General features: G+C 66.9%; 23 protein-coding genes. 21 read left to right on the top strand and 2 right to left on the bottom strand.

What is annotated here, in order from left to right; genetic code table 11:
- Positions 1-70: 70 nt before the first annotated feature.
- Genes dacB through ACOGW9_RS05040 form a run of 7 tightly spaced genes read left to right on the top strand, consistent with a single transcriptional unit; the run spans position 71 to position 4,870 of the window.
- A complete protein-coding gene (dacB, locus tag ACOGW9_RS05070; RefSeq protein WP_419908997.1) occupies positions 71-1,462 on the top strand; it encodes a D-alanyl-D-alanine carboxypeptidase/D-alanyl-D-alanine-endopeptidase in 1,392 nt (463 codons plus the stop codon).
- A complete protein-coding gene (locus tag ACOGW9_RS05065; RefSeq protein WP_419908995.1) occupies positions 1,449-2,162 on the top strand; it encodes an LON peptidase substrate-binding domain-containing protein in 714 nt (237 codons plus the stop codon). The genes dacB and ACOGW9_RS05065 overlap by 14 nt, the downstream gene beginning before the upstream one ends.
- Positions 2,163-2,206: 44 nt before the next feature.
- Positions 2,207-2,596, top strand: coding sequence for a hypothetical protein (locus ACOGW9_RS05060; protein ID WP_419908993.1), 390 nt, complete (start codon positions 2,207-2,209; stop codon positions 2,594-2,596).
- Positions 2,589-2,819, top strand: a complete 231-nt coding sequence (locus tag ACOGW9_RS05055; protein WP_419908991.1) for a hypothetical protein — start codon at positions 2,589-2,591, stop codon at positions 2,817-2,819. The genes ACOGW9_RS05060 and ACOGW9_RS05055 overlap by 8 nt, the downstream gene beginning before the upstream one ends.
- Before the next feature lie 31 nt (positions 2,820-2,850).
- Positions 2,851-3,093 carry a hypothetical protein gene (locus ACOGW9_RS05050; RefSeq protein ID WP_419908989.1) on the top strand — a complete coding sequence of 81 codons (243 nt, stop codon included), beginning with the start codon at positions 2,851-2,853 and terminating at the stop codon, positions 3,091-3,093.
- Positions 3,090-3,971: a tRNA (adenine-N1)-methyltransferase gene (locus ACOGW9_RS05045; protein ID WP_419908987.1), complete on the top strand. Its 882-nt coding sequence runs from the start codon at positions 3,090-3,092 to the stop codon at positions 3,969-3,971. The genes ACOGW9_RS05050 and ACOGW9_RS05045 overlap by 4 nt, the downstream gene beginning before the upstream one ends.
- On the top strand, positions 3,968-4,870 hold the full coding sequence (locus tag ACOGW9_RS05040) for a trypsin-like peptidase domain-containing protein (RefSeq protein ID WP_419908985.1): 903 nt from the start codon (positions 3,968-3,970) through the stop codon (positions 4,868-4,870). Before ACOGW9_RS05045 ends, ACOGW9_RS05040 begins: the two co-directional genes overlap by 4 nt.
- 43 nt (positions 4,871-4,913) lie before the next feature.
- Here the strand turns inward: ACOGW9_RS05040 and ACOGW9_RS05035 are convergent, their stop codons facing one another.
- Positions 4,914-5,147 (bottom strand): ferredoxin, encoded by a 234-nt coding sequence (locus ACOGW9_RS05035; RefSeq protein ID WP_419853422.1) that lies wholly within the window; start codon positions 5,145-5,147, stop codon positions 4,914-4,916.
- A 173-nt stretch (positions 5,148-5,320) separates the two neighbouring features.
- Here ACOGW9_RS05035 and arc point away from each other — a divergent pair, with 173 nt between their 5' ends.
- The 8 genes from arc (at position 5,321) to lepB (ending at position 13,613) form a co-directional block, all read left to right on the top strand.
- Positions 5,321-7,084, top strand: coding sequence for a proteasome ATPase (gene arc / locus ACOGW9_RS05030; RefSeq protein WP_419908983.1), 1,764 nt, complete (start codon positions 5,321-5,323; stop codon positions 7,082-7,084).
- 11 nt (positions 7,085-7,095) lie between these two features.
- Positions 7,096-8,604 carry a depupylase/deamidase Dop gene (dop, locus tag ACOGW9_RS05025; RefSeq protein ID WP_419908981.1) on the top strand — a complete coding sequence of 503 codons (1,509 nt, stop codon included), beginning with the start codon at positions 7,096-7,098 and terminating at the stop codon, positions 8,602-8,604.
- Between the two features lie 93 nt (positions 8,605-8,697).
- Positions 8,698-8,889, top strand: a complete 192-nt coding sequence (locus ACOGW9_RS05020; protein WP_419908979.1) for a ubiquitin-like protein Pup — start codon at positions 8,698-8,700, stop codon at positions 8,887-8,889.
- Between the two features lie 5 nt (positions 8,890-8,894).
- Entirely contained in the window at positions 8,895-9,743 is an 849-nt protein-coding gene (gene prcB, locus ACOGW9_RS05015; protein WP_419909319.1) for a proteasome subunit beta, read from the top strand.
- Positions 9,740-10,483 carry a proteasome subunit alpha gene (prcA, locus tag ACOGW9_RS05010; RefSeq protein WP_419908977.1) on the top strand — a complete coding sequence of 248 codons (744 nt, stop codon included), beginning with the start codon at positions 9,740-9,742 and terminating at the stop codon, positions 10,481-10,483. Before prcB ends, prcA begins: the two co-directional genes overlap by 4 nt.
- 21 nt (positions 10,484-10,504) lie before the next feature.
- Positions 10,505-11,863, top strand: coding sequence for a Pup--protein ligase (gene pafA / locus ACOGW9_RS05005; RefSeq protein ID WP_419909317.1), 1,359 nt, complete (start codon positions 10,505-10,507; stop codon positions 11,861-11,863).
- A gap of 53 nt (positions 11,864-11,916) precedes the next feature.
- A complete protein-coding gene (locus ACOGW9_RS05000; protein ID WP_419908975.1) occupies positions 11,917-12,960 on the top strand; it encodes a DUF3866 family protein in 1,044 nt (347 codons plus the stop codon).
- 125 nt (positions 12,961-13,085) lie between these two features.
- Positions 13,086-13,613, top strand: coding sequence for a signal peptidase I (gene lepB, locus ACOGW9_RS04995; protein WP_419908973.1), 528 nt, complete (start codon positions 13,086-13,088; stop codon positions 13,611-13,613).
- Between the two features lie 50 nt (positions 13,614-13,663).
- Here lepB and ACOGW9_RS04990 read toward each other — a convergent pair whose 3' ends face one another.
- On the bottom strand, positions 13,664-14,425 hold the full coding sequence (locus tag ACOGW9_RS04990) for a glycerophosphodiester phosphodiesterase (protein WP_419908971.1): 762 nt from the start codon (positions 14,423-14,425) through the stop codon (positions 13,664-13,666).
- A gap of 114 nt (positions 14,426-14,539) precedes the next feature.
- On the opposite strand from ACOGW9_RS04990, the gene ACOGW9_RS04985 reads away from it, so the two are divergent.
- The 6 genes from ACOGW9_RS04985 to ACOGW9_RS04960 all read left to right on the top strand — a co-directional run bounded on the left by ACOGW9_RS04985 (position 14,540) and on the right by ACOGW9_RS04960 (position 20,804).
- Positions 14,540-14,815: a hypothetical protein gene (locus ACOGW9_RS04985; protein WP_419908969.1), complete on the top strand. Its 276-nt coding sequence runs from the start codon at positions 14,540-14,542 to the stop codon at positions 14,813-14,815.
- Between the two features lie 37 nt (positions 14,816-14,852).
- A complete protein-coding gene (locus ACOGW9_RS04980) occupies positions 14,853-15,164 on the top strand; it encodes a Sec-independent protein translocase subunit TatA/TatB (protein ID WP_419908967.1) in 312 nt (103 codons plus the stop codon).
- Complete coding sequence (gene tatC / locus ACOGW9_RS04975; RefSeq protein ID WP_419908965.1) at positions 15,161-16,045, top strand: twin-arginine translocase subunit TatC; 885 nt, start codon at positions 15,161-15,163, stop codon at positions 16,043-16,045. Before ACOGW9_RS04980 ends, tatC begins: the two co-directional genes overlap by 4 nt.
- Positions 16,042-18,480, top strand: a complete 2,439-nt coding sequence (locus tag ACOGW9_RS04970; protein ID WP_419908963.1) for a DEAD/DEAH box helicase — start codon at positions 16,042-16,044, stop codon at positions 18,478-18,480. Before tatC ends, ACOGW9_RS04970 begins: the two co-directional genes overlap by 4 nt.
- Complete coding sequence (locus ACOGW9_RS04965; protein ID WP_419908961.1) at positions 18,477-19,106, top strand: hypothetical protein; 630 nt, start codon at positions 18,477-18,479, stop codon at positions 19,104-19,106. Before ACOGW9_RS04970 ends, ACOGW9_RS04965 begins: the two co-directional genes overlap by 4 nt.
- 87 nt (positions 19,107-19,193) lie before the next feature.
- The gene (locus ACOGW9_RS04960; RefSeq protein ID WP_419908959.1) at positions 19,194-20,804 is read left to right on the top strand and encodes an FAD-dependent thymidylate synthase; all 1,611 of its coding nucleotides are present in this window, start codon (positions 19,194-19,196) and stop codon (positions 20,802-20,804) included.
- Positions 20,805-20,841: the final 37 nt, after the last annotated feature.

Below are 20,841 nucleotides of genomic sequence, written 5' to 3'. Positions count from 1 at the left end.
CCTGCGTACGGCGCTACTGGTGCTGCTGACAGCAGCGGCTGGCTTGCTGCCCACGGTGGCAGCAGTTCGGATGAGCGGAGCCGCGGACGAGGCAGAGGCGCATGCGCTGTCGCTGCGAACGCCCGTGCTGCCTGCACCAAACGAACCCGCAGATGCAGTCGCCGTCGAAGCCGAAGCAGGAGTCGCGATGTTGCCGCTGCTGCGTGCGGAACGGGCACCGCAGGCGCTGTGGCGCGCAATGCAGCGTCACATCATCGGCAGGGAGATGACGGCATTCAGCTCGGATTGGCCTCAGCCGCACTGCCTGGCGATCTGGATCGACGGCGAGGAGGTCTTCTCCAGCGATGTCGAACCGGTGATCCCGGCGTCGGTACAGAAGCTCATCACTGCCGCCGCTGCACTTGCGGTCGCGGATCCCGACGAGCGGATGGTGACCCAGGTCCTCACCGACGCTGAGGTCGCCGACGGCGCGCTGGACGGCACAGTTTGGGTCATCGGCGGTGGCGACCCGCTGATCATGACGCAGTCATACGCGGACTCCCACCGGCGCCAACCGCAGTTGCGCACGCCGATGGAAGATCTCGCGGACCAGATCGTCGGGCTGGGGGTCGAGTCGCTCAGCGGGCGGCTCATTGCGGACGAATCGCGCTACGACACAACACGCTTTCCCGAGACGTGGCCCCAGCGGTACATCAGCCGGCTGCACAGTGGGCCGCTGTCGGCACTGAGCCTCAACGACGGCATCACCGGCTTCACCACTGCGCTCACCGCAGCCGAGCAGCCAGCACGCTGGTTTGTCTCGACGCTCGCTGATCTGCTGCGGGTGCGCGGTGTCGCTGTGGAAGCCGACCTGGTGGTGTCGACGGCCCCGAGCGGCATGACTGAGATTGCGCGCCTGACGTCGCCGCCGATGATCGAGATCATCCAGCAGATGCTGCGCGAGAGCGACAACACCACCGCCGAGCTAGTGCTGCGGGAGATCGGTTTGCGCAGCGCGGGGGAAGGATCGACGCCTGCGGGAGCCGCTGCAGCCGCCCGGATCGTGTCCGAAATGCTGCCTTCGGAGTTGTCGCCCACCGTCATGGACGGGTCGGGGCTGGATCGGGGAAACCTGGTGACCTGCAGCTTCCTGGCCGCCCTGATCGAACGGCTGGGAACCGATTCTGCCGTTCTGGCGGGACTGCCGATCGCAGCGCAAACGGGCACGCTGTCGCACCGATTCGCCGAGCACCCGGTGGCAGGCAGATTGCACGCCAAGACCGGTCTGCTGACCGGGGTCAATTCGTTGGCGGGCTACATCGAGACTGACAGTGGGACGGTCGTCTTCGCCCAGATCCTCAACAACGTGCCGGCTGATTCCCGCCTCGGTCTCGAACTTCAAGAGTCCTTGGCCGGTCAGCTGCTGCGTTACCCCGTCGGCGACCTCGATGCCCTGCGAGGATTGGCGCATGGTTCCTCCTGAGGGCTGTCCCGACCCTGAGCAGACGGCTCCCGGTGCTGCGCGGGAGGCTGAGATGGCCAGCCGCAACGTACGGCCGATGTTCCCGCTGGGTTCGCCGCTGCTGCCTGGGGCAGTGCTGCCGCTGCACATTTTCGAGCCTCGCTACCGTGCATTGGCCCGGCGCTGCACCGACAATGACGAGCCGTTCGGGGTCGTCATGATCGAACGCGGCAGCGAGGTCGGTGGAGGGGATGTGCGTTCCGACGTAGGTTGCCTCGCCACGATCTCCCAGTATCAAGAACTGCCTGACGGTCGCTGGGTGATGCTCGCCACAGGCGGCCAGCGAATCCAGATCCTCGAGTGGCTGCCGGACGATCCGTACCCCCAGGCGCTCGCCGCCGGGTGGCCTGATGAGCCTGCCGACATCGGCGAACCGGAGCGCCGGGTGCTCGTGGCACGGCTGCGACGGCTCCGAGCGCTGGCGTCAGAGATCGGCGCGCTCGGCGTCACGGCGGCCGAGTCGGCGGCGATCGATGATCGCCTTGCGCAGCTCGCGGAAGATGATGCCGATCCAACGGCTTGGTCCTTCCAACTCGCGGCACTGGTGCCGGCTGGGCCCTTCGACCGTCACGCCATGCTGTGCGCGCCCGATCCGGCACGGCGCGTTGAGGTCATGACGGGCGTGCTCGACGGCGTGGAAGAACTGATGGGCGGCCGGTAGCGTCGCCCCGCGGGCCAAGGCGGCCCGCTCGATCCCGGCGGACGGTGCCAGAGCGAACTGTGCCTCGACGAGACGTCGGCCTGAGAGCCGAGCTTTCCGAACTGGTCGCCATGTTGCGGGCGTACGTCGTGCAGGAGACGGTGGGCCCGCTGCGCGGGCTCGGCCGCTACCTGTTCTTCGGTCTGGCTGGAGCGATCGCCGTCAGCGTGTCCATCGTGCTGGCTGCGCTCGCCCTGATGCGAGCCTTGCAGAGCGAGACAAGCATCTTCGGGGCCAACTGGTCATTCGTGCCGCACCTGGCGGGTGCGGCCGTGCTCATTGTGGCGATCATCGTGCTGGCGCGGGCGATCAAGCCGACCCGAGACGCACAGGGCGCCAACGGGATTGCCGGCAGCGCAGCAGATGACGACAGCGAAGAGGGCGACGGTGGCTGACAACGACTTTGGGGAAGCCGAGGACCAGCGCATCACTCAGGCAGACATCACGGCCCGGGTGCGGCAGCTCGTCGGGGGTGCGGGCGACACTGCGGAACAGTTGTCGAGTGCCGCTGTTGCCGTTGCCGCAGCGGTCGGCACCAGTCTGGTGCTGGCGGCGTTCCTGTTCGGGCGTCGTCGCGGGCGCAAGCGAAGCACCATCGTCGAGGTTGTCCGGGCTTGAGAGGGTCAAGGCGGGGGTGAGCATGGCTTCGGTGGCTGGCTTAGGGCGTCTGCGGGATCGAGCCTTCGGGGCCGTGTGGAAGCGAGCACGTTCGGGCAGCGGGATCTGGCTCGGCGTGGCGATCGCCGCCAGCGGGCTGAAGCTGCTGGTGAGGCTGTCGCGACGTGAGCGCGAGGTGGTGTACCGCGGCGAGCTGGCACCCGGCGAGCGTCTCACCATTGAGCACCTACCGCGCGGGGGCGACGAGAAAGATCCGCCGGCGGATCACGTGTGAGCGGCACCGGCGAAGCCCCCCGGCACCCGTCCCTCGAGGCGGACGATGAGACTCCGGCGGGCGAGTTGCGGTCTGGCGAGACAGTGCTCATGATCGACAGTCGGCAACGTCGCTACTTGGTCGCGTTGCAACACGGCGGCGAATTCCACACTCATGCGGGCGTGGTCCGCCACGACGAGATCATCGGGTCCGGTGAGGGCTCGCAGTTCCGCAGTGGCTCAGGAGCACGGTTCGTGGTGGTGAGGCCGACGCTTGCCGATCAGGTGCTGAAGATGCCGCGGGGAGCGCAAGTCATCTACCCGAAAGACCTCGGCGCAATCTGGATGCTCGCTGACGTGCGTGCAGGGATGTCGGTATTCGAGACCGGCGTCGGCTCGGGTGCACTGTCAGCGACTTTGCTGCGCGGCGGCGCGGTGGTCACCGGCTACGAGCTACGACAGGACTTTGCTGAGCGGGCCCAGGCGAACGTGGCGGCTGCGGCGGGGAGCGAGGCGCTCAGTCGCTACGACGTCCAGCTGCGCGATGCGTATGACGCAGTGGATCCTCCCCGTCTCACTGCAGGCGCGGCAACGCCTACAGCGGCGACTGCACACAGTGCTTGCTACGACCGGGCTGTGCTGGACATCCCCGAGCCGTGGCGGGTGGTGGGGCACCTGGTCTCCACGATGCGACGTGGCGGGATCCTGGTTGCCTACAACCCGTCGGTGACCCAGGTACAGCAGCTGCGCAGGGCGCTCGACGACGGTCCATGGGCGCTGATCGAGACCATCGAGGTCCTGCACCGGAGCTGGCATGTGAAGGGGGCCTCGGTGCGGCCGGATCATCGCATGGTCGCCCACACCGGGTTCTTGACGCACGCCCGATTGATCGAGGCGTGAGACGGGCAGTCGCTGCCGTCATCGAGGCCCAGGCTCTGCGTGGGGCGCAATCGACTCGCTTCGTCGCAGTGCTGTGGACGCTGTGTGCAGTGCTGCTGTGCGCTGCGCTGGGAGCCTGTGCGTCGGATCGCGGCGAGGCTGAGCTTGCAGACGCACCGACCGAACCGGTATCACAGATCGAGAGCAGCGACGGTCCGCTGCTGCTGAGCGCGCCGCCGGCAGCGTCGACGATCGATGACGATGTGTTGGATTCCGCAGCGAGGGGAGTCGTCGCCGTGCGGGCGAGAGGCTGTGGTCCGGTGGCCAACGGCACAGCGTTCGCGGTCGCACCGGGGCTGCTGGTGGGAGCGGCTCATGTGGTGGCAGGCGCTCCGAGCGTCGAGATCGAGTGGTCTACCAGCGAATCGACTGAGCCGAGCCGTCACCTGGTTGATGTCGTGGGATATGAGGAAGACAGCGATCTCGCCCTGTTCCGGACCGAGTCTGGCGTGCCTCCCCTCAGCATCGATCAGGCGCAACTCGGAACAAACGGCGCAGTGCTCGGCTTCGAAAGGAGCTCGGAATTCGTCGTGTCACCGGCACGCATCGAGCACTACGTCAGCGCGAGCGGGTTATGGGGGCAGGAGACCACCCGCAGCGTGTATGTCTTGGCGGTGGACATCCGCAAAGGGCAGTCCGGCGGACCGCTGATCGATCAGGACGGCAGCGTTGTCGGCGTGGTGTTCGCTGCGATTCAAGGTCCCCAGGACATCGGCTTTGCGCTCAGCCGCGAAGAACTCGTGCGGTTCCTGATCTCGGCGGGCATCGATGCTCGTGTGAATGACCGCGGCGAGACGGTCATCGCGGCGCAGCCTGCGAGTCTTGAAGAGGTGCCTCACGGCGAGTGCCGCATCGGCTGAGTCGGCTTACGCCTCGATGCTGTGCTGGTCGCTTTATTGAGGCTCACGCCTCAATAAAGATGCACTCCCCGGGGCACTCTTCGGCGGACTCGATCACAGCGTCGAGCTGCGAGTCGGGAAACTCTGCGAGGCCTTCGACCCCACCCGGTTCGGAGAAGATCTTGTCGCCTTCCTTGACGTACGCCAGACCGTCGTCGAGCAGCGTGAAGACATCCGGAGCGATCTCTTCGCAGAGCCCGTCACCGGTGCACAGATCCTGATCGATCCAGACCTTCATCGTGTACCGAACCTTCCTGTGGGACAGCCCGAGGGGGGAAGCGAGCCAACTATGAAATCTACCGACTCGGCGCGCGTCCTGCACGGCACCCACTGCCAACGTACCGCGGACGGGCCCTGCGAGCGGCCGCGCGTCACGCTATCGCGCCAGTGTGCGGGTAGTGTCGGCCGCGCATGGACCAAGACGGCACCGAACCAGAGCGCAGCAGCGCAGCAGATGCGGGCGTGCTCCGCAGCCGCTTGCGCGCGCTCGAGGAAGAGGTCGCACTCTTGCGTCGCAAGCTGGCCGACACTCCGGCACGCGTCAGCACGCTCGAGGAACGTCTGCTCGAAGCCAAGGGGCAGCTCTCCGCGGCAGTGTCGCAGAACGAGAAGCTGACCTACACCCTGCGCGAGGCCCGTGAGCACATCGCGGCGCTGCGCGAAGAGGTCGACAAACTGACCCAGCCGCCGTCCGCGTACGGGACGTTCATAGCCCGCAATGACGACGGGACGGCGGACGTCCACGCCAGCGGGCGCAAGATGCGCGTTGCCTTGCATCCAGACCTGGCCGAGACCGAACTGGTCGAGGGCAGCGAAGTGGTGCTCAACGAGTCCTACAACATCGTGCTCGCGCGCGGACCCGAGACGTCCGGCGAGGTCGTGACGCTCAACGAGGTACTCGCCGACGGATTCCGCGCACTGGTCACCGGGCGGGCCGACGAGGAACGCATCGTCGAGCTGGCCGGCGATCTGCGCGGCGAGCCGCTGCGCTCAGGCGACAACCTGCTGCTCGACGTGCGCTCCAACATCGTGCTCGAGCGACTGCCCCGCCCCGAAGTCGACGATCTGCTGCTCGAGGAGGTGCCCGACGTCACCTACGACGACATCGGCGGCCTCGACACCCAGATCGAGTTGATCACCGATGCGGTCGAGCTGCCGTACCTGCACCAAGACCTCTTCCGCACCTACGACCTGCCTGCCCCCAAGGGCATCCTGCTGTACGGACCACCCGGCTGCGGCAAGACGCTGATCGCGAAGGCGGTGGCTAACTCGCTCGCTGCCAAAGTCGGGGAGGTGTCTGGCCAGCAAGGAGCGCGCAGCTTCTTCATCAACATCAAGGGCCCGGAACTGCTCAACAAGTACGTCGGCGAGACCGAGCGGCAGATCCGCCGCATCTTTGAGCGAGCTCGCGAGAAGGCGTCCGAGGGCTGGCCGGTGATCGTGTTCTTCGACGAGATGGAATCGCTGTTCCGCACACGCGGCAGCGGCATCAGCTCCGACATGGAATCCACCGTCGTGCCGCAGCTGCTCGCCGAGATCGACGGCGTGGAGGGCCTGCGCAACGTCATCGTGATCGGTGCCTCCAACCGTGAAGACCTCATCGACCCGGCGATCCTGCGGCCCGGGCGTCTCGACGTGAAGATCAAGATCAATCGTCCCGACGAGCAGGCGGCGCTGTCAATCTTCAGCACCTATCTCACGCCGAAGCTGCCGATCGACCCGATGGAAGTGACCGATATCGGCGGCGGCGATCCTCACAAGGCCGTGCGGATCATGATCGAGCGAACCGTCGACGAGATGTACCGGCCCGATGACCTCAACCGATTCCTTGAGGTCACCTACCAGAACGGCGACAAGGAAGTCATGTACTTCAAGGACTTCGCCTCTGGTGCAATGATCGAGAACATCGTGCGGCGGGCCAAGAAGAACGCCATCAAGCGCTCGTTGGCGACCGGCAGCAACGGCATCCGGCTGGACGATCTCATGGGTTCGATCCGGCAGGAGTTCCGCGAGCACGAGGATTTGCCGAATACGACGAACCCCGATGACTGGGCGAAGATTTCGGGCAAGAAGGGCGAGCGAATCGTCTTCATCCGCACCCTGGTCGACCCCGACGACAGCGATGCGCTGGGCGGCCGGGCGATCGAGCGGGTGCAGACCAGCCAGTACCTCTAAAGTCTCGCGCGGTGGCGGTTCACAAAGTCGTTGGCATCGAGACGGAGTTCGGCATTCTCCATCGCTGTGACGGCGACTCCAATCCGGTGGCGGCGTCGTCGATGATCATCAACGCCTACGTCAACGGTTTCCTGTGCCAGCGGGTCAGCTGGGACTTCGAGGACGAGCAGCCAGGTACCGATGCGCGGGGATTCAACGAGTTCGACGCGCTCGCTCCCGAGATCGAGACCCACCTTGTCAATGCGGTCTTGACCAACGGCGCCCGCTACTACGTCGACCACGCCCATCCCGAGCTGTCGACACCGGAGTGCTCCGATGCCCGCCAATGCGTGGTGTACGACCGGGCCGCCGAGGAGATCCTGATCCGCTCGATGGAAGCAGCGAACAACCTCCTGCCCGACGGCGAGGAGCTGGTGATCCACAAGAACAACAGCGACGGCAAGGGCAACAGCTACGGCTGTCACGAGAACTACCTGCTCGACCGGGACGTTCCTTTCAGCCGCATCGTGACCTACATCATGCCGTTCTTCGTGACGCGGCAGATCTTCTGCGGGGCAGGGAAGATCGGCATGGAGGTGCCGCTGACGGAACCTGAGCCTGCTGCCTTCTCCGACAGGCCGTTCCAGATCAGCCAGCGAGCCGACTTCTTCGAGGAAGAAGTCGGGCTCGAGACCACGCTGAAGCGTCCGATCGTCAACACCCGCGACGAGCCTCACGCCGATACGCGCAAGTACCGGCGCATGCACGTCATCATCGGCGACGCCAACATGAGCGAGCTTCAGACCTACCTCAAGCTGGGCACGACGTCGCTCGTGCTTGCGATGATCGACGACGACTTCGTGCCCGAGCCTCTGACACCGCTGGTGCCAGTCGCGGCCCTGCGCCAAGTCAGCTGCGACACGAGTCTGTCGACTCTCATCGAGCTCGCTGACGGCCGGCGGCTGCGAGCCACCGAGATCCAGTGGGAATACCTGGAGATGGCCCGCAAATACGCCCAGAGCCATGGGCTGGACGCCGTCGGCGGCGACGACATCGGCAATGACGTCCTGGACCGCTGGGAGGCTGTGCTGGCCGGGTTGGAAGCCGACCCGACGAGCTTGGCGTCGCAATTGGACTGGGTCGCCAAACTGCGCCTGTACGAGGGATTCGCGCAGCGCCACGGTCTTGACTGGGACGACCCCAAACTGGCGGCGCTGGACCTGCAATATCACGATCTGCGCCCGTCCAAGTCGCTCTCACGGCGCATGGGCCTCGAACGCATCACCACCGATGACGAGGTGAACGAAGCAGTCTCGGCGCCGCCGCCGACGACCCGTGCCTACTTCCGGGGCCGTTGCCTCGACAAGTTCGGCGACCAGATCGTGGCTGCCAACTGGGATTCCATGGTGTTCGACATCGGCACCGATCCTCTGCGGCGCGTGCCGATGCTGGAACCGCTGCGAGGAACCCAGACCCACGTGGGTAGCTTGTTGGACGAGTGCCATGACGCGGCCGACCTGCTGCGCCGGCTGGGCAACTAGACGGTCGCCCGCGAGCCAGCCCTGCGCACCGCAGGCGGCGATCGAATTCCACACACAGTCGAGACCCCCAATCCAGACCGGAGGAGGCCCCAGATGGCAGAACGCGAGCAAGTGCGACGGACGGCCCCTCGGGAGACCGAGAGTCCCGCGCCGGTGGGAGCGACAGGCGAGGGCGCGACGGAGCTGAAGGCGGAGTTGGATGACCTGCTCGATGAGATCGACGACGTGCTCGAGACCAACGCCGAGGAGTTCGTGAAGAACTACGTGCAGAAGGGCGGCGAGTGACCGCCATGCCGTTCTTCGCTCCGGGCGACGACCCTGGGGCGAGCTTTACCGAACTCCTGCGTCGCACCGGCAGCGAGCCATTCTCCGGGTTCGCCCAGGCACCGGTCTCACCGAGCAGCAGCGGACCACTCGACGGCTCTCACGCCACCACCGTGCTCGCGGTGCGCAGCGCTGACGGCGTCGTGGTGGCGGGCGATCGACGGGCCACCAGCGGGCACCTCATCAGTCACCGGGACATGCGCAAGGTATTCCCTGCCGACTCGTTTTCTGCGGTTGCCATTGCCGGGGCCGCGGGTCCCGCCGTGCAGATGGTGCGCATCTTCCAGCTGCAGCTCGAGTACTACGAGAAGATCGAAGGCAAGCCGCTCAGCCTGGAAGGCAAGGCCAACCAGCTCGCGGAGATGCTGCGAGCGCACCTGCCGCAGGCGATGATGGGCTTGGCCGTTGTGCCGATCTTCGCCGGGTTCGAGCCCAGCGACGGCCGTGGCCGGCTCTTCCAGTACGACGTGACCGGCGGCCGCTACGAAGAGCAGGACTACGCCACGGCCGGGTCGGGCAGCCTGCACGCGGGAACCGTGCTGAAGCTCGGCTTCCGTGACGATCTGAGCGAACCCGATGCGCTGGCACTGAGCGTTCAAGCACTGTGGCATGCCGCAGACGAGGACAGCGCGACCGGCGGTCCGGATCCGGTGCGGGGCATCTATCCGGTGCTCGCCGCGATCGGTTCGGACGGTTTCCGCCAGCTCAGCGATGCCGAATCGGGCGAGGTGTTCGCTGCGCTGCAAGCCAGCCTGGCGAGCGGTGGCAATGGCGGCACGGCGGCACGCATGGCTCCCCCGGAGGCGTCGCGATGAGCATGCCCGGGCTGTACGTCAGTCCAGAGCAGCTCATGCAGGATCGAGCGGACTACGCCCGCAAGGGCATCGCCCGCGGTCGCTCGTTGGTGACGCTGGAATACGACGGCGGCATCGCCTTGGTCGCTGAGAATGCCAGCGCAACGTTGCGCAAGGTGTCGGAGATCTACGACCGGATCGCTTTCGGCGGCGTCGGGCGCTATATCGAGTTCGACCAGCTGCGCATCGCCGGCGTGCGTCACGCCGAGCTGAAGGGCTACCAATACTCCCGGTCCGATGTGGAGGCGCGCAGCCTGGCCAACCAATACGCGCAGATGCTGGGCCAGTTCTTCACCCACGAGCTCAAGCCCCTCGAGGTGGAGATCGTGGTGGTGGAGGTGGGCATCGGCGGTGAAGCCAACCAGCTCTACCGGATTCAGTACGACGGCACGGTCATGGACGAGGAGGCCTACTGCTGCATCGGCGGCGACGCCGACGCAGTGCGCGAGCGGGTCTCGGACGGCTACGACCCAAGTCTCGACGTCGACGCCGCTATCCGGCTGGCTCGCAGAGCCCTCGCAGGCGACGAGCGCGAGATCTCTGCTGCGGACCTTGAGGTAGCGGTGCTGGAGGCGATCGTGCCGGATGCGTCTCATCGCCGACGCTGCTTCCGCCGTCTCGACGATGCCGAGGTGGAGATCGCCCTCGGCGACGATGCCGCCGCTGCAGCCGACGAAGAGGCCGATCAGGCCGATTCCTAGATCGGAACTACGGTGAGCGCCGTGCAGCGGCGCATCATGGGTCTGGAGAATGAGTACGGCGTCACCTGCACGCTGCGGGGACAGCGCCGGCTCAGTCCCGACGAGGTGGCTCGCTATCTGTTCCGCCGCGTTGTGTCGTGGGGGAGATCCAGCAACGTCTTTCTGGCCAACGGGGCGCGCTTGTACCTCGATGTCGGCAGCCACCCCGAGTACGCGACGCCCGAGTGCGATTCGGTCTACGACGTCGTATGCCACGACCGCGCAGGCGAGCGAATCCTCGAACAGCTCGTCTCCAGCGCGACCGACCGGCTGGCGGAAGAGGCCTTCAACGGCACGATCTTCCTGTTCAAGAACAACACCGACTCCGCGGGCAACAGCTATGGATGTCACGAGAACTACCTGACCAGCCGCGCCGACGACTTCTCGAACTATGCCGAGGTGCTCATTCCATTCCTTGTGACCCGTCAGATCTACGCCGGCGCAGGCAAGGTGCTCAACACAGCCAAGGGTGCCCGCTATTGCATCACCCAACGGGCCGAGCACATCTGGGAGAGCGTGTCGAGCGCCACCACGCGCAGCCGGCCGATCATCAACACCCGCGACGAGCCCCATGCCGACGCGGAGCGATTTCGCAGGCTGCACGTCATCGTGGGCGACTCGAACATGAGCGAATACACGTCATTCCTCAAGGTCGGTGCTGCGGCACTGATGCTGCGGATGCTCGAGGACCCCGCGGTGGTGCTGCGCGACATGACGCTGGAGAACCCGATCCGGGCGATCCGCGAGATCAGCCACGACATCACCTGCCGACGCAGGGTGCGGCTCGCGAACGGCCGGGAAGTCAGCGCGTTCGACATCCAGTCGGAGTACCTCGAGCGAGCGCTGCGCTTTGCCGAGACCAACGAGCTCACTGCTGAGGAATCGCGCGCTTTGCAGATGTGGGAGCACGTCATGACGGTCATCGGCGACGACCCGCTGAAGCTCCACCGCGAGGTGGACTGGGTCATCAAGCACAAGCTGCTCGCCGAGTACGGCGAGCGCAATGGTGTCGGCCTTGACGACCCCCACATCGCGCTGCTCGACCTGCAGTACCACCACGTGCATTCGACGCGAGGCGTGTTCTACCTGATGCAGAGGCGCGGCTTGGTGGAGCGGGTTCTCGATGACGCCGACGTCCGCCGAGCTACCGAAGAAGCCCCCCAGACCACTCGGGCTCGCCTGCGGGGGGCGTTCGTCCGTGAGGCCAAGGCCCGGCGGCGGGACTACACGGTCGACTGGGTGCACCTGAAGCTCAACGACCAGGCTCAGCGAACCGTCCTGTGCAAGGACCCGTTCCGCTCCCACGACGAGCGCGTGGACAAGCTGATCGAGTCGCTGTGATGGGTGCCGTCGCTCGCACGGACCCCCGAGACGCTGCCGGCTGAGGGCAACGGATGCCGCGCTACACGCGCATGCGGGCCGTTGAGGTGCATGACGTCAGGCCAGGCCTGCAGCGCATGACCCTGGATGACGGCAGCGAGGCGTTCGCACTGACCGATCTGTGCGGACCGGCCCAAGCCGGAGACGAACTGCTCGTGAATGTCTCGGCGGTGGAGCTGGGCCTGGGAACCGGGGGGGCTCACGTGGTGCACACCAACCTGAGCTCGCCGTCTGGGGGCGCTCGGGGCGAGGGACGCGTCATGAAGGCGCGCTACCTGGCAGAGCAGCTCCCGGTCGTCACGGCAGAGCAATCCGGCGAGCACGCAGATGGTTGCGTCGAGCCTGGGGAATTGCCGTCGCTGGCGGGCGTCCGGGTGTTACTGTGCGTGCTGCACAGCCATGCGCTGGCGCTGGCTGCAGCAGTGCACGATGCAACCGGCATGGCGCCGGGATATGTCATGACCGACGGGGGTGCGCTGCCATTTGTGCTCAGCGATCTCGCCGCGGAGTGCTTGGAACGCGGCGTGATCGCCACCGCCGTCAGCTCCGGGCAGGCCTTCGGTGCACCCATCGAGTCGGTCACCGTTGCCTCAGGTGTCGCTGCACTGGCATCGCGGCGCGTGACCCGCGTGATCGTGTCGCCCGGGCCCGGACATCTCGGCACTGCGAGCCCGCTGGGATTCTCGGCGCTGGACCTGGGCGGGCACGCTTGGACGCTGGACCGCCTTGGTGCTTCCACGGCGCTCGCGGTACGAGCGTCAGCGGATGATCAGCGAGCGCGCCATCACGGGGTGAGTCACCACACCCGGACGCTGGTCGAGGTGACTTCGCTGAGGACCGCGGTACCAGCACCTGCCGACGTGGCCACCGTGCCGAGCGAGGCCGCATGGATCACCTCGCTGGGCGATCGAGCGATCTCGTGTGAGCCGATCGACATCGCTGGCGTGCTGTCCCGCACCGGCCTGGCGGTCACGTCCATGGGGCGCCCGCTGGAAGCCGACGCCCACGCCTGCGGGTGGCTCGGCGCGGCAGCAGCTTGGCTGGCGGCGAGTTCGTGAACCTTCCCCACGAGCCTGCTGGGCCGGAGCCTGAGGAGCCCGCATGCGATTTCGACGAGCCCGTGAGGCCCGAATCCCGCTGCAGCCTGTCCGGCCGCGAGCGCCCGCCGCGCATCCGGCGGGCCATGAGCCGGCGCACGCGCACCTTGCTGTCGTGGTCGTGGGTGTTGATGGCTGCAGTGGTGCTCGCGCTGCTGATGCGGACGTTTCTCGTCGCGGCGTTCTTCATACCGTCCGAGTCGATGGAGCCGGAGCTTCAGATCGGCGACCGGCTGCTGGTCTCCAAGCTCAGCTACCGCATCGGTGACCCCAGCCCGGGAGACGTCGTCGTTTTCCGCACCCCCGATCAGCTGCGCGATCCGCAGACCGCCGAACTGGTCAAGCGAGTCGTGGCGGTCGGTGGCCAGAGTGTCGGGGCGGTGGACGGTCGGCTCATGATCGACGGAACGCCGGTCAACGAGGACTATCTCTCGACTGAGGTGTATACGAGCGACTTCGGGCCAGTCCCCGTACCCGCCGGCTACGTCTTCGTCATGGGTGACAACCGGTTCTCCAGCCAGGACAGCCGGTACTTCGGTCCGATCCCCGAGAGCGAGATCATCGGTCGGGCCTTCGCGCGCTTCTGGCCCCCAACGCGGCTCGGCGGTCTGTGACGCCGTTCGGCAGATGTGCCCTCGGCGAACACGACCTCCGCCGGGAGCTATCAGACGGACTGAGCCCCGCAGAGGTCGTCGTTGCTGTGGGGCGGGGGCGGATCGCCTCGGGAGGCGATGCCGGCCAGGAGACGGTCGACGTGGTCGCCGTAGAGACCGTCGAGGCCCATGGCGCGGAGTCCTGCCGCCAAGCGGGTGTGCTGGACATCCCACCCGAAGCAGAACCGCTTGAACCGGTGGAAGAGCGCCGCGAGCCCGCCCGTCCAGTCTTTCGCCGGGAGGTTGACCGCGTCGATTCCGCAGTCGGCCATGGCGGCGGCGCGGCGCTCGGGGCCTTCCTTCATGCGACGGACCCGGGTCGAGTCGACGATATGGGCGCTCGTGCGATTCCTCAGATCGGTCAGCAGGCCCCAATCCCGGTGGCAGATCCATAAGTGCTGCTCGGCGCCTGCGTCGCGAGCGGTTTCGATGACGACATCAGCGGCTGCTGGGTCCTTGAGGTCCACCGAGAGTTCGAAGTCGGCGCCGCACGCTTCGTACATGTCCGTCAGCGTGGGAATGCCGGCGCCAATTCGTTCGCGGCGCAGCGAGCTGAAGGCCCGGCGAACACCCCGATGCCAGGCGACCCCGTCGTGATCCAGCATCGGGTGCCCGTCGCTGCTGAGCCATACATCGGTCTCGAGACCGGTCGCGCCTAGCTCCAACGCCGTGGCGAATGTCTCGAGCGCATTGTCGGGGCCGTGGGCGCGCCCGCCTCGATGTGCGAAGGTGATCGGGGGCGTGCGCAGGGACGGCAGCGGCTGCGGGGGCACCCCCCTATCGTGCCAATTCGGGCGCCCTCCCAAGCGGCACGCATCCAGATCCGTTGAAGATCCACGGCAAGCGCCCGATATCTGGGCCGCATCTCGCGCTCTATCGTGAGTGCCGTGGGCCTGATCTGGCTGCTGCCGGCTGTTGCGTTTGCTGTGCTCGTGGTTGTGGCCACGTTGCAGATCCGCCGGCTCGCCGCCCAGATGCGAGCCACGGCCGCATCGCTGGACGTTGTTTCTCATGCGGTCACAACAGTGCGGGCCGATCTCGTGCGCGCTCGCGATGCCATCGACAGTCTCGACGTGCCGTCGCTCCGCCGCGTCGCGGGGGAGCGGGCGCTGGGGATCGTGCTTCGCTGGGCTGCTCGCAGGGTGCTGCCTCTTCGGCTGTGAGAACCGAATCGGCAGGCGCGGGTTCTACCATCGAGCCGTGAGCCTGCAGCCCAACGAGGTGCTGATCATCGTGCTCGTGGCACTGATCGTGCTGGGACCCAAGCGGCTGCCGGGTGCCATCCGGGGCATCGGCCGCGCCTTCCGGCAGGTACGCGACTTCTCCACGTCGGTCCGCCAGGAGATGGACGCCACGCTTGCAACGCCGATCATCGAGCCGGCCGACCCGCCGAAGAACCCGCCGAGCGAGACCGCAACACCAGGCGAGGCTGAGCCAGCAGCAGCGGGCTCATCTGAAGAACCCGCCGCCGACACCGGGGCGGATCGCCCGACGAGCGACGGACCTGCGTGAGGCTCTGGCCACGACGCCGTCAGCGGCCGTCGGTGATGGGTTTCTGGGACCACGTCTCGGAGCTGCGCAACCGGCTCATCTTCAGCATCGTCGCGATCGGCATCGGCATGGTCGTCGGCCTGATCGTCTACGACTGGCTCTTGGAGGCAGTCTTCTTGCCCCCGTACTGCCGGGTGCTGGAAGCCCGCGACGCTCCGGCGAGCGTGCTGGGGGATTCCTGCAGCCTGATCATCACCTCGCCGTTGGAAGGGTTCCGCACCCGCATCAAGGTCTCGATGTACCTAGGCGTCGTGCTGGCCATGCCGGTGCTGTTGTGGCACCTGTGGCGCTTCATCACCCCGGCCTTGGATCGGCGCGAGAAGCGCTGGGCGGTGCCTTTCGTGATCGTCGGATTCGGGCTGTTCGCGTCCGGTGTAGTACTCGCCTACTTCACCTTCGAGCGGGCGTTGGACTTTCTGATCTCCGTCAGCGGGGATGTCGTGGATCCGCTGCTGGGGCCGGGTGCCTACTTGGGCTTGGTGACGTTCATGATGCTGGCATTCGGCATCGGCTTCGAGTTCCCGATCCTGTTGGTGTTCGCACAGCTCGCTGAGATTGTGACCCCGCGGCAGCTCAATCGGGCCCGCCGCTATGCCATCGTCGGCATCGTCGCCGGTGCTGCGATCATCACGCCCTCGGGCGACCCGTTCACGCTCGCTGCGCTGTCGGTGCCGCTGTACGTGTTCTACGAGCTGTCGATCTTGGTCGGTTTCCTGATCCTGCGACGACGCGGCGGTGCCGGGCCGTTTCGCCTGCGTCGACGCCGCGGCCAGGAGCCCCCTGATGATCTCCGGGGCGAACCACAGGACGAGATCGCCAGCGTTGCGGACTCCGGTTCGTGAGCGAGACCCACACACAGAACCAGCCAGCGTTCAGCGTTGAAGGCGGCAACGGTGCCACGCTGCCGCCGCTGCTGGCGGACCATGTGGCGGCGCGGGGCATCACGCCCGACGGCTTCCAGGTCGAGGCGTTCGAGGCTCTCCAGCGCGGGAGTTCGGTGCTGGTCTCCGCGCCGACATCGGGAGGCAAGACGCTGGTGGCGGAGTACGCGATAGCGCGGGCCCTTGAGGCCGGCCAGCGAGCCGCCTACACGACTCCCACCAAAGCCCTGTCGAACCAGAAGCTGCGCGACCTGCGATCGTGGCTGGGCATTGATCGCGTGGGACTGCTCACCGGCGACAACGTCATCCGGCCCAACGCCGATGTGGTGGTCATGACCACCGAGGTGTTGCGCAACATGATGTACGCCTCGTCGCCTCATGTTGCCGAGTTCGGCATCGCAGTGCTGGACGAGATCCACTACCTGCAGGACCCCTACCGGGGGGCCGTCTGGGAAGAGGTCATCATCGGCACGCCGCCGCACATGCGCTTGGTGTGCTTGTCGGCGACAGTCAGCAATGCCGCTGAGCTGGCAGCGTGGATTGACGTGGCTGCCGGGCGTTGCGAAGCGGTCGTGTCAGCGGCGCGCCCGGTGCCGCTTGAGGATCGATTCCTGCTGTACGAGCGGCACAGCCGGCGCGTCATCGATCTTCCGACGCTGCAGGACGGCCGTGCGAACCCAGAGATTGAGCGGTGGGAAGAGCGGGCCCGCTCACGCTCGGGAGGTCACCGGCGCAAGCGTTCGGGGGGCACGCGGCCAGCGCGCCCGCGGCGTTCGGAGATCGTCGAGCATCTCGCAGCCGACGGCAAGCTGCCAGCGATCGTGTTCGTCTTTTCTCGCCAGGGCTGCGACGACGCCGCTCGGACGTTGGTGGCGGACGGAGCGGCATTCCTCGACGCCGCCGAGCAGCATCGGGTTTGCCAGATCGCTGCGGCACACACGGCCGCGTTGGGCAGCGGCGATCTGGATGCTCTGGGCTACGAGGACTGGCTGGATGGCCTGCAGGCGGGCGTTGCGGCCCATCATGCCGGTCTCGTGCCGGCATTCAAGGAGACGATCGAGGACTGCTTCACAGCAGGGCTGCTGGCCGTGGTCTTTGCGACCGAGACGCTGGCGCTGGGCATCAACATGCCGGCCCGCTCGGTGGTGATCAGCCAGCTCAGTCGCTTCCGCGGCGAAGGCTTCACGATGCTGACTCCCGGCGAGTACACACAGCTCACTGGCCGGGCGGGCCGTCGCGGCATCGACGATGTCGGCTACGCCTACACGCTGTGGCACCCGCACACGGCATTCGCAGAGACGGCACGCCTTGCCGCCAGTGACGACTACGAGCTCGAGTCGTCGTTCCGGCCGACCTACAACATGGTGGCCAACCTGATCGCCAGCCGAACCCACTCCGAGGCCATCGAGCTGGTGCGGAGCTCGTTCGCCCAATGGCGTGCCGACCGGCGCATCGACGAATGGCTTGCAGCTCTGGAGGTCGAGCGTCGGGCGCTGCGCGAAGCGCGGGCGCGGGTGCGATCGATGGGCGGCGGCCGATCCCCGAACCGACCGGGGAGCGGCCGGCACCGGGGACCCCCCCACGGAGGCCGGCGGCAACGCGGGCGTCCAGGAGACCGGCGCCCTGACCGGGCGCTCGCCGAGGCAGAGCAGCAGGCCGAGCGCGTCGGGGCCAGGGTCGGCCGGATGAAGGAACGCATCAAGATTGCCAAGGGAGGGTTGGCCCGCCAGCTCGACGCCACCAACCAGGTGCTGAACGAGTTCGGGTGCGCGGACGGCTGGTCTCTCACGCCGTCAGGCGAGTGCCTGCGCTCGGTCTTCCATGAAGCAGATCTGCTGACGGTGCTGGCGTTGCGAGATGGACTCTTCGACGGGCTGACGCCGGCCCAGATGGCCGGCCTGGTTTCGGTGCTGACCTACGAGCACCGCTCCAGCCAGCCGCCGCCCGCACCGCGCTTTCCCGACGATGAGTGCCGGGAACGCACCGGGCTGATCTTCGAACTGGCTGCTGAGATCTCCGAGGCTGAGCGCCGCCACAGTCTCGTGCTCTCTCGCCCGCCCGACGCAGCGTTCTTGGCGACAGCGCATGCTTGGGCTGCGGGTGCGACGTATGTGGAGCTGTGGCGGTCCGACCTCGCAGGCGGCGACGCGCCCGCGGGAGGTGACTTCGTGCGCCAGATGCGACAGCTGATCGACCTCGTGGACCGCATCGCGGATGTAGCGCCAACGGCCGGTACCCGCCGTGCAGCTGCAGCCGCACGCGCTGCGCTCGATCGCGACGTGGTGGCGGCCGCGGCGCGAGTGTCCGACGAACCGCCGGTTGGGCCGGTCGAGGTGCACACGGGCGGGGGATTCTCACCCACAGCGGTGACGACACGTATTCGCAGGCTGCGATGACGATCCGGCGCGGCGAGCCGTGGGGCAAGCCGGCATCGTTGCCGTCGGGGGCGCCGATTGCCTCCAGCAACAGCGAGCTGCGCAGGGAAATCACCTCCCAGCGTGCCGGAACTGGTGATCATGAACCGATTGGCGTCATCGGTGGCGACCTGTGGCAGGTGGTCGGGGCACCCAGCGGCGGCGCGCGACGCGTGCGCTCAGACCAGGCCCACACGGCACCTATCGATCTCATCGCTGTGACAGCCGACGGTGACAGCCTGTGGGCATGCGTCGGGGTGATCACACGCAATTCGTGGTGGCATGGATCCCTTGTCGCCGTCATGAATGCCGATCGCGCCGGAACGTGGCGGCTGGCACCGGCAGCCCATCCCAACGACGGGCGACTGCACGTGCTCGAAACCGGGATCAATGGGCCAAGCTTGGGCTTTGGGGATCGTTTGGCGGCTCGTAGACGCCTGCCTTCGGGGACTCACGTACCGCACCCGGCGATCTCGGTGCGCCGCGTGGCGAGCGCCGAGTTCCGGTTCGAACGGCCGATGGCGCTGTGGCTCGACGGGGAGCGGGTAGGCAGGTGCCGGGAGTTGTCCGTGGAGGTGGTTCCCGACGGCGCCGAAATCGTCTTCTGACATCGCGACCGCAGGCCGCCGATCCGCGGATGCACCCGATTGGGGCCATACCATCGGCGCGGTGCCGCCAAGCAACCTTCCCCGCCGGTGATCCACTACCACGCGGAAACCTTCACTCCTGCCGAACAGGACGTGCTGCGGCGTTATGTCACCAACCTGCGTGAACCGGTCTTTGCGCTCGTGAACCTCCCAGAGGTGGTCAAAGGGGCGCTGTTCGCCCGCTACTCCAGGACGCACAAGAGCCTGCGCCGGCTGCTGCTCGACGAATTCGTGGACGACCTCGACATCTCCGGTGACGAGACCATCGACGCCACCGTGGGCGTCGCACGGGCCGAGCAGCTCTACCAGCGGGTGTTCGTCGAGTACGGCGACGACTCGGTCGCACAGCTCGGGGCCGTGCACCTGGCGTGTGAGCAGGCGTCGAACCTGCTGACCAAGGTGCTCGAGCGTGGACGGCTGATGTCATACCTCGAGCAGTCAACCCGTTATCTCGCCTATGACGAGCGCTTCGGTGGCCGCTACCGGTACTACCGCCCCCCCTCGGTGATGAGCTCGCGTGCCGGGACGCGTTTCGTCGGCGACGTCGACCGCATGTTCGACGCCTACGGCGACATGGTCCGCCGGATGACCGAGTGGCTGACCGAGCATCCCGACGCGACGCCCGGCACGAGTGACCTTGCGCGCCGCCGAGCCATCCGTGCGCAGGCGTTCGACTCGGCACGCGGACTGCTGCCGGCCGCCAGCCTGTCCAATGTCGGCATCTTCGGCACGGGGCAGGCGTACGAGGCGCTGCTGCTGCGGATGCGGGCGCACCCGCTGCCAGAAGCCCGCAGCTACGCCCAGATGATGCTGACCGAGCTGCGCAAGGTCATCCCGTCGTTCCTGAGGCGGGTGGACCAGCCCGATCGGGGGGTGGTGTGGTCCGACTACCTCGAGGCCAACCGCAACTCGATGTCGGAGTTCGCAGCGGACCTGTTCGCGGACGAGGTCGCCGAGCCGGTAGCCGAGGTTGTGCTCACCGACTGGGATCCCGACGGCGAGACCAAGATGCTCGCTGCCATGCTGTACCCGTACACCTCGCTCCCGGAGTCGCAGATCGCGGCCCGCGTGGCCGACATGACCGAAGCCCAGCGCATGGAGCTGGTGCAGCGCTACTGCGGCGAGCGCACGAACCGCCGCCACCGGCCGGGCCGGGGGCTGGAGCGCCTCGACTATCGCTTCGACGTGCTCGGCGATTACGGCAGTTTCCGCGACCTGCAGCGTCACCGCCTGCTGACGATCGAATGGCAGCCGCTGGGACCCCAGCACGGGTATGCCGTTCCCGCACTGGTGGATGCAGCCGGTGGGGGGGAGGCCTACGACGATGTGATCGAGCTGTCGGCGGAGCTCTACGACACCGTGGCCGAGACTGTCGGCGCCTTGGAGGCGTCCTACGCCGTGGCCATGGCCTACCGCGTCCGCTACAGCATGCAGTTCAACGCCCGCGAGGCCATGCACATGATCGAGCTGCGGTCACAGCCCCAGGGACACACCGACTACCGGCGGATCGTGATCGAGATGTACCGGCAGATCTCCGAGGTGGCCGGTCACCACGCAGTCGCAGCGATGCTGTCGCACGTCGATGTGTCCGAGGGGATCCTGGGACGCTTGGGCGCCGAGGAAGCCACTGCTCGGCGGCGTTCTGCCGAACCTGCCTGAGGATTGCGCCGAATGGAGACCGGAATCTTGGGAATGG

The organism is Candidatus Poriferisodalis sp. (genome assembly GCF_965203655.1).
Taxonomy (GTDB): domain Bacteria; phylum Actinomycetota; class Acidimicrobiia; order Acidimicrobiales; family Poriferisodalaceae; genus Poriferisodalis.
Note: the sequence above shows the minus strand (reverse complement) of the source record. Positions and strands in the feature narration are given on the sequence as shown.

What these genes read in the sequence shown, in the direction of transcription:
- dacB (WP_419908997.1), top strand. Translation starts at nt 71, where the DNA reads ATGAGCGGAGCCGCGGACGAGGCAGAGGCGCATGCGCTGTCGCTGCGA.
- ACOGW9_RS05065 (WP_419908995.1), top strand. Translation starts at nt 1,449, where the DNA reads ATGGTTCCTCCTGAGGGCTGTCCCGACCCTGAGCAGACGGCTCCCGGT.
- ACOGW9_RS05035 (WP_419853422.1), bottom strand. Translation starts at nt 5,147, where the DNA reads ATGAAGGTCTGGATCGATCAGGATCTGTGCACCGGTGACGGGCTCTGC.
- arc (WP_419908983.1), top strand. Translation starts at nt 5,321, where the DNA reads ATGGACCAAGACGGCACCGAACCAGAGCGCAGCAGCGCAGCAGATGCG.
- ACOGW9_RS05020 (WP_419908979.1), top strand. Translation starts at nt 8,698, where the DNA reads ATGGCAGAACGCGAGCAAGTGCGACGGACGGCCCCTCGGGAGACCGAG.
- prcB (WP_419909319.1), top strand. Translation starts at nt 8,895, where the DNA reads ATGCCGTTCTTCGCTCCGGGCGACGACCCTGGGGCGAGCTTTACCGAA.
- prcA (WP_419908977.1), top strand. Translation starts at nt 9,740, where the DNA reads ATGAGCATGCCCGGGCTGTACGTCAGTCCAGAGCAGCTCATGCAGGAT.
- ACOGW9_RS05000 (WP_419908975.1), top strand. Translation starts at nt 11,917, where the DNA reads ATGCCGCGCTACACGCGCATGCGGGCCGTTGAGGTGCATGACGTCAGG.
- lepB (WP_419908973.1), top strand. Translation starts at nt 13,086, where the DNA reads ATGAGCCGGCGCACGCGCACCTTGCTGTCGTGGTCGTGGGTGTTGATG.
- ACOGW9_RS04965 (WP_419908961.1), top strand. Translation starts at nt 18,477, where the DNA reads ATGACGATCCGGCGCGGCGAGCCGTGGGGCAAGCCGGCATCGTTGCCG.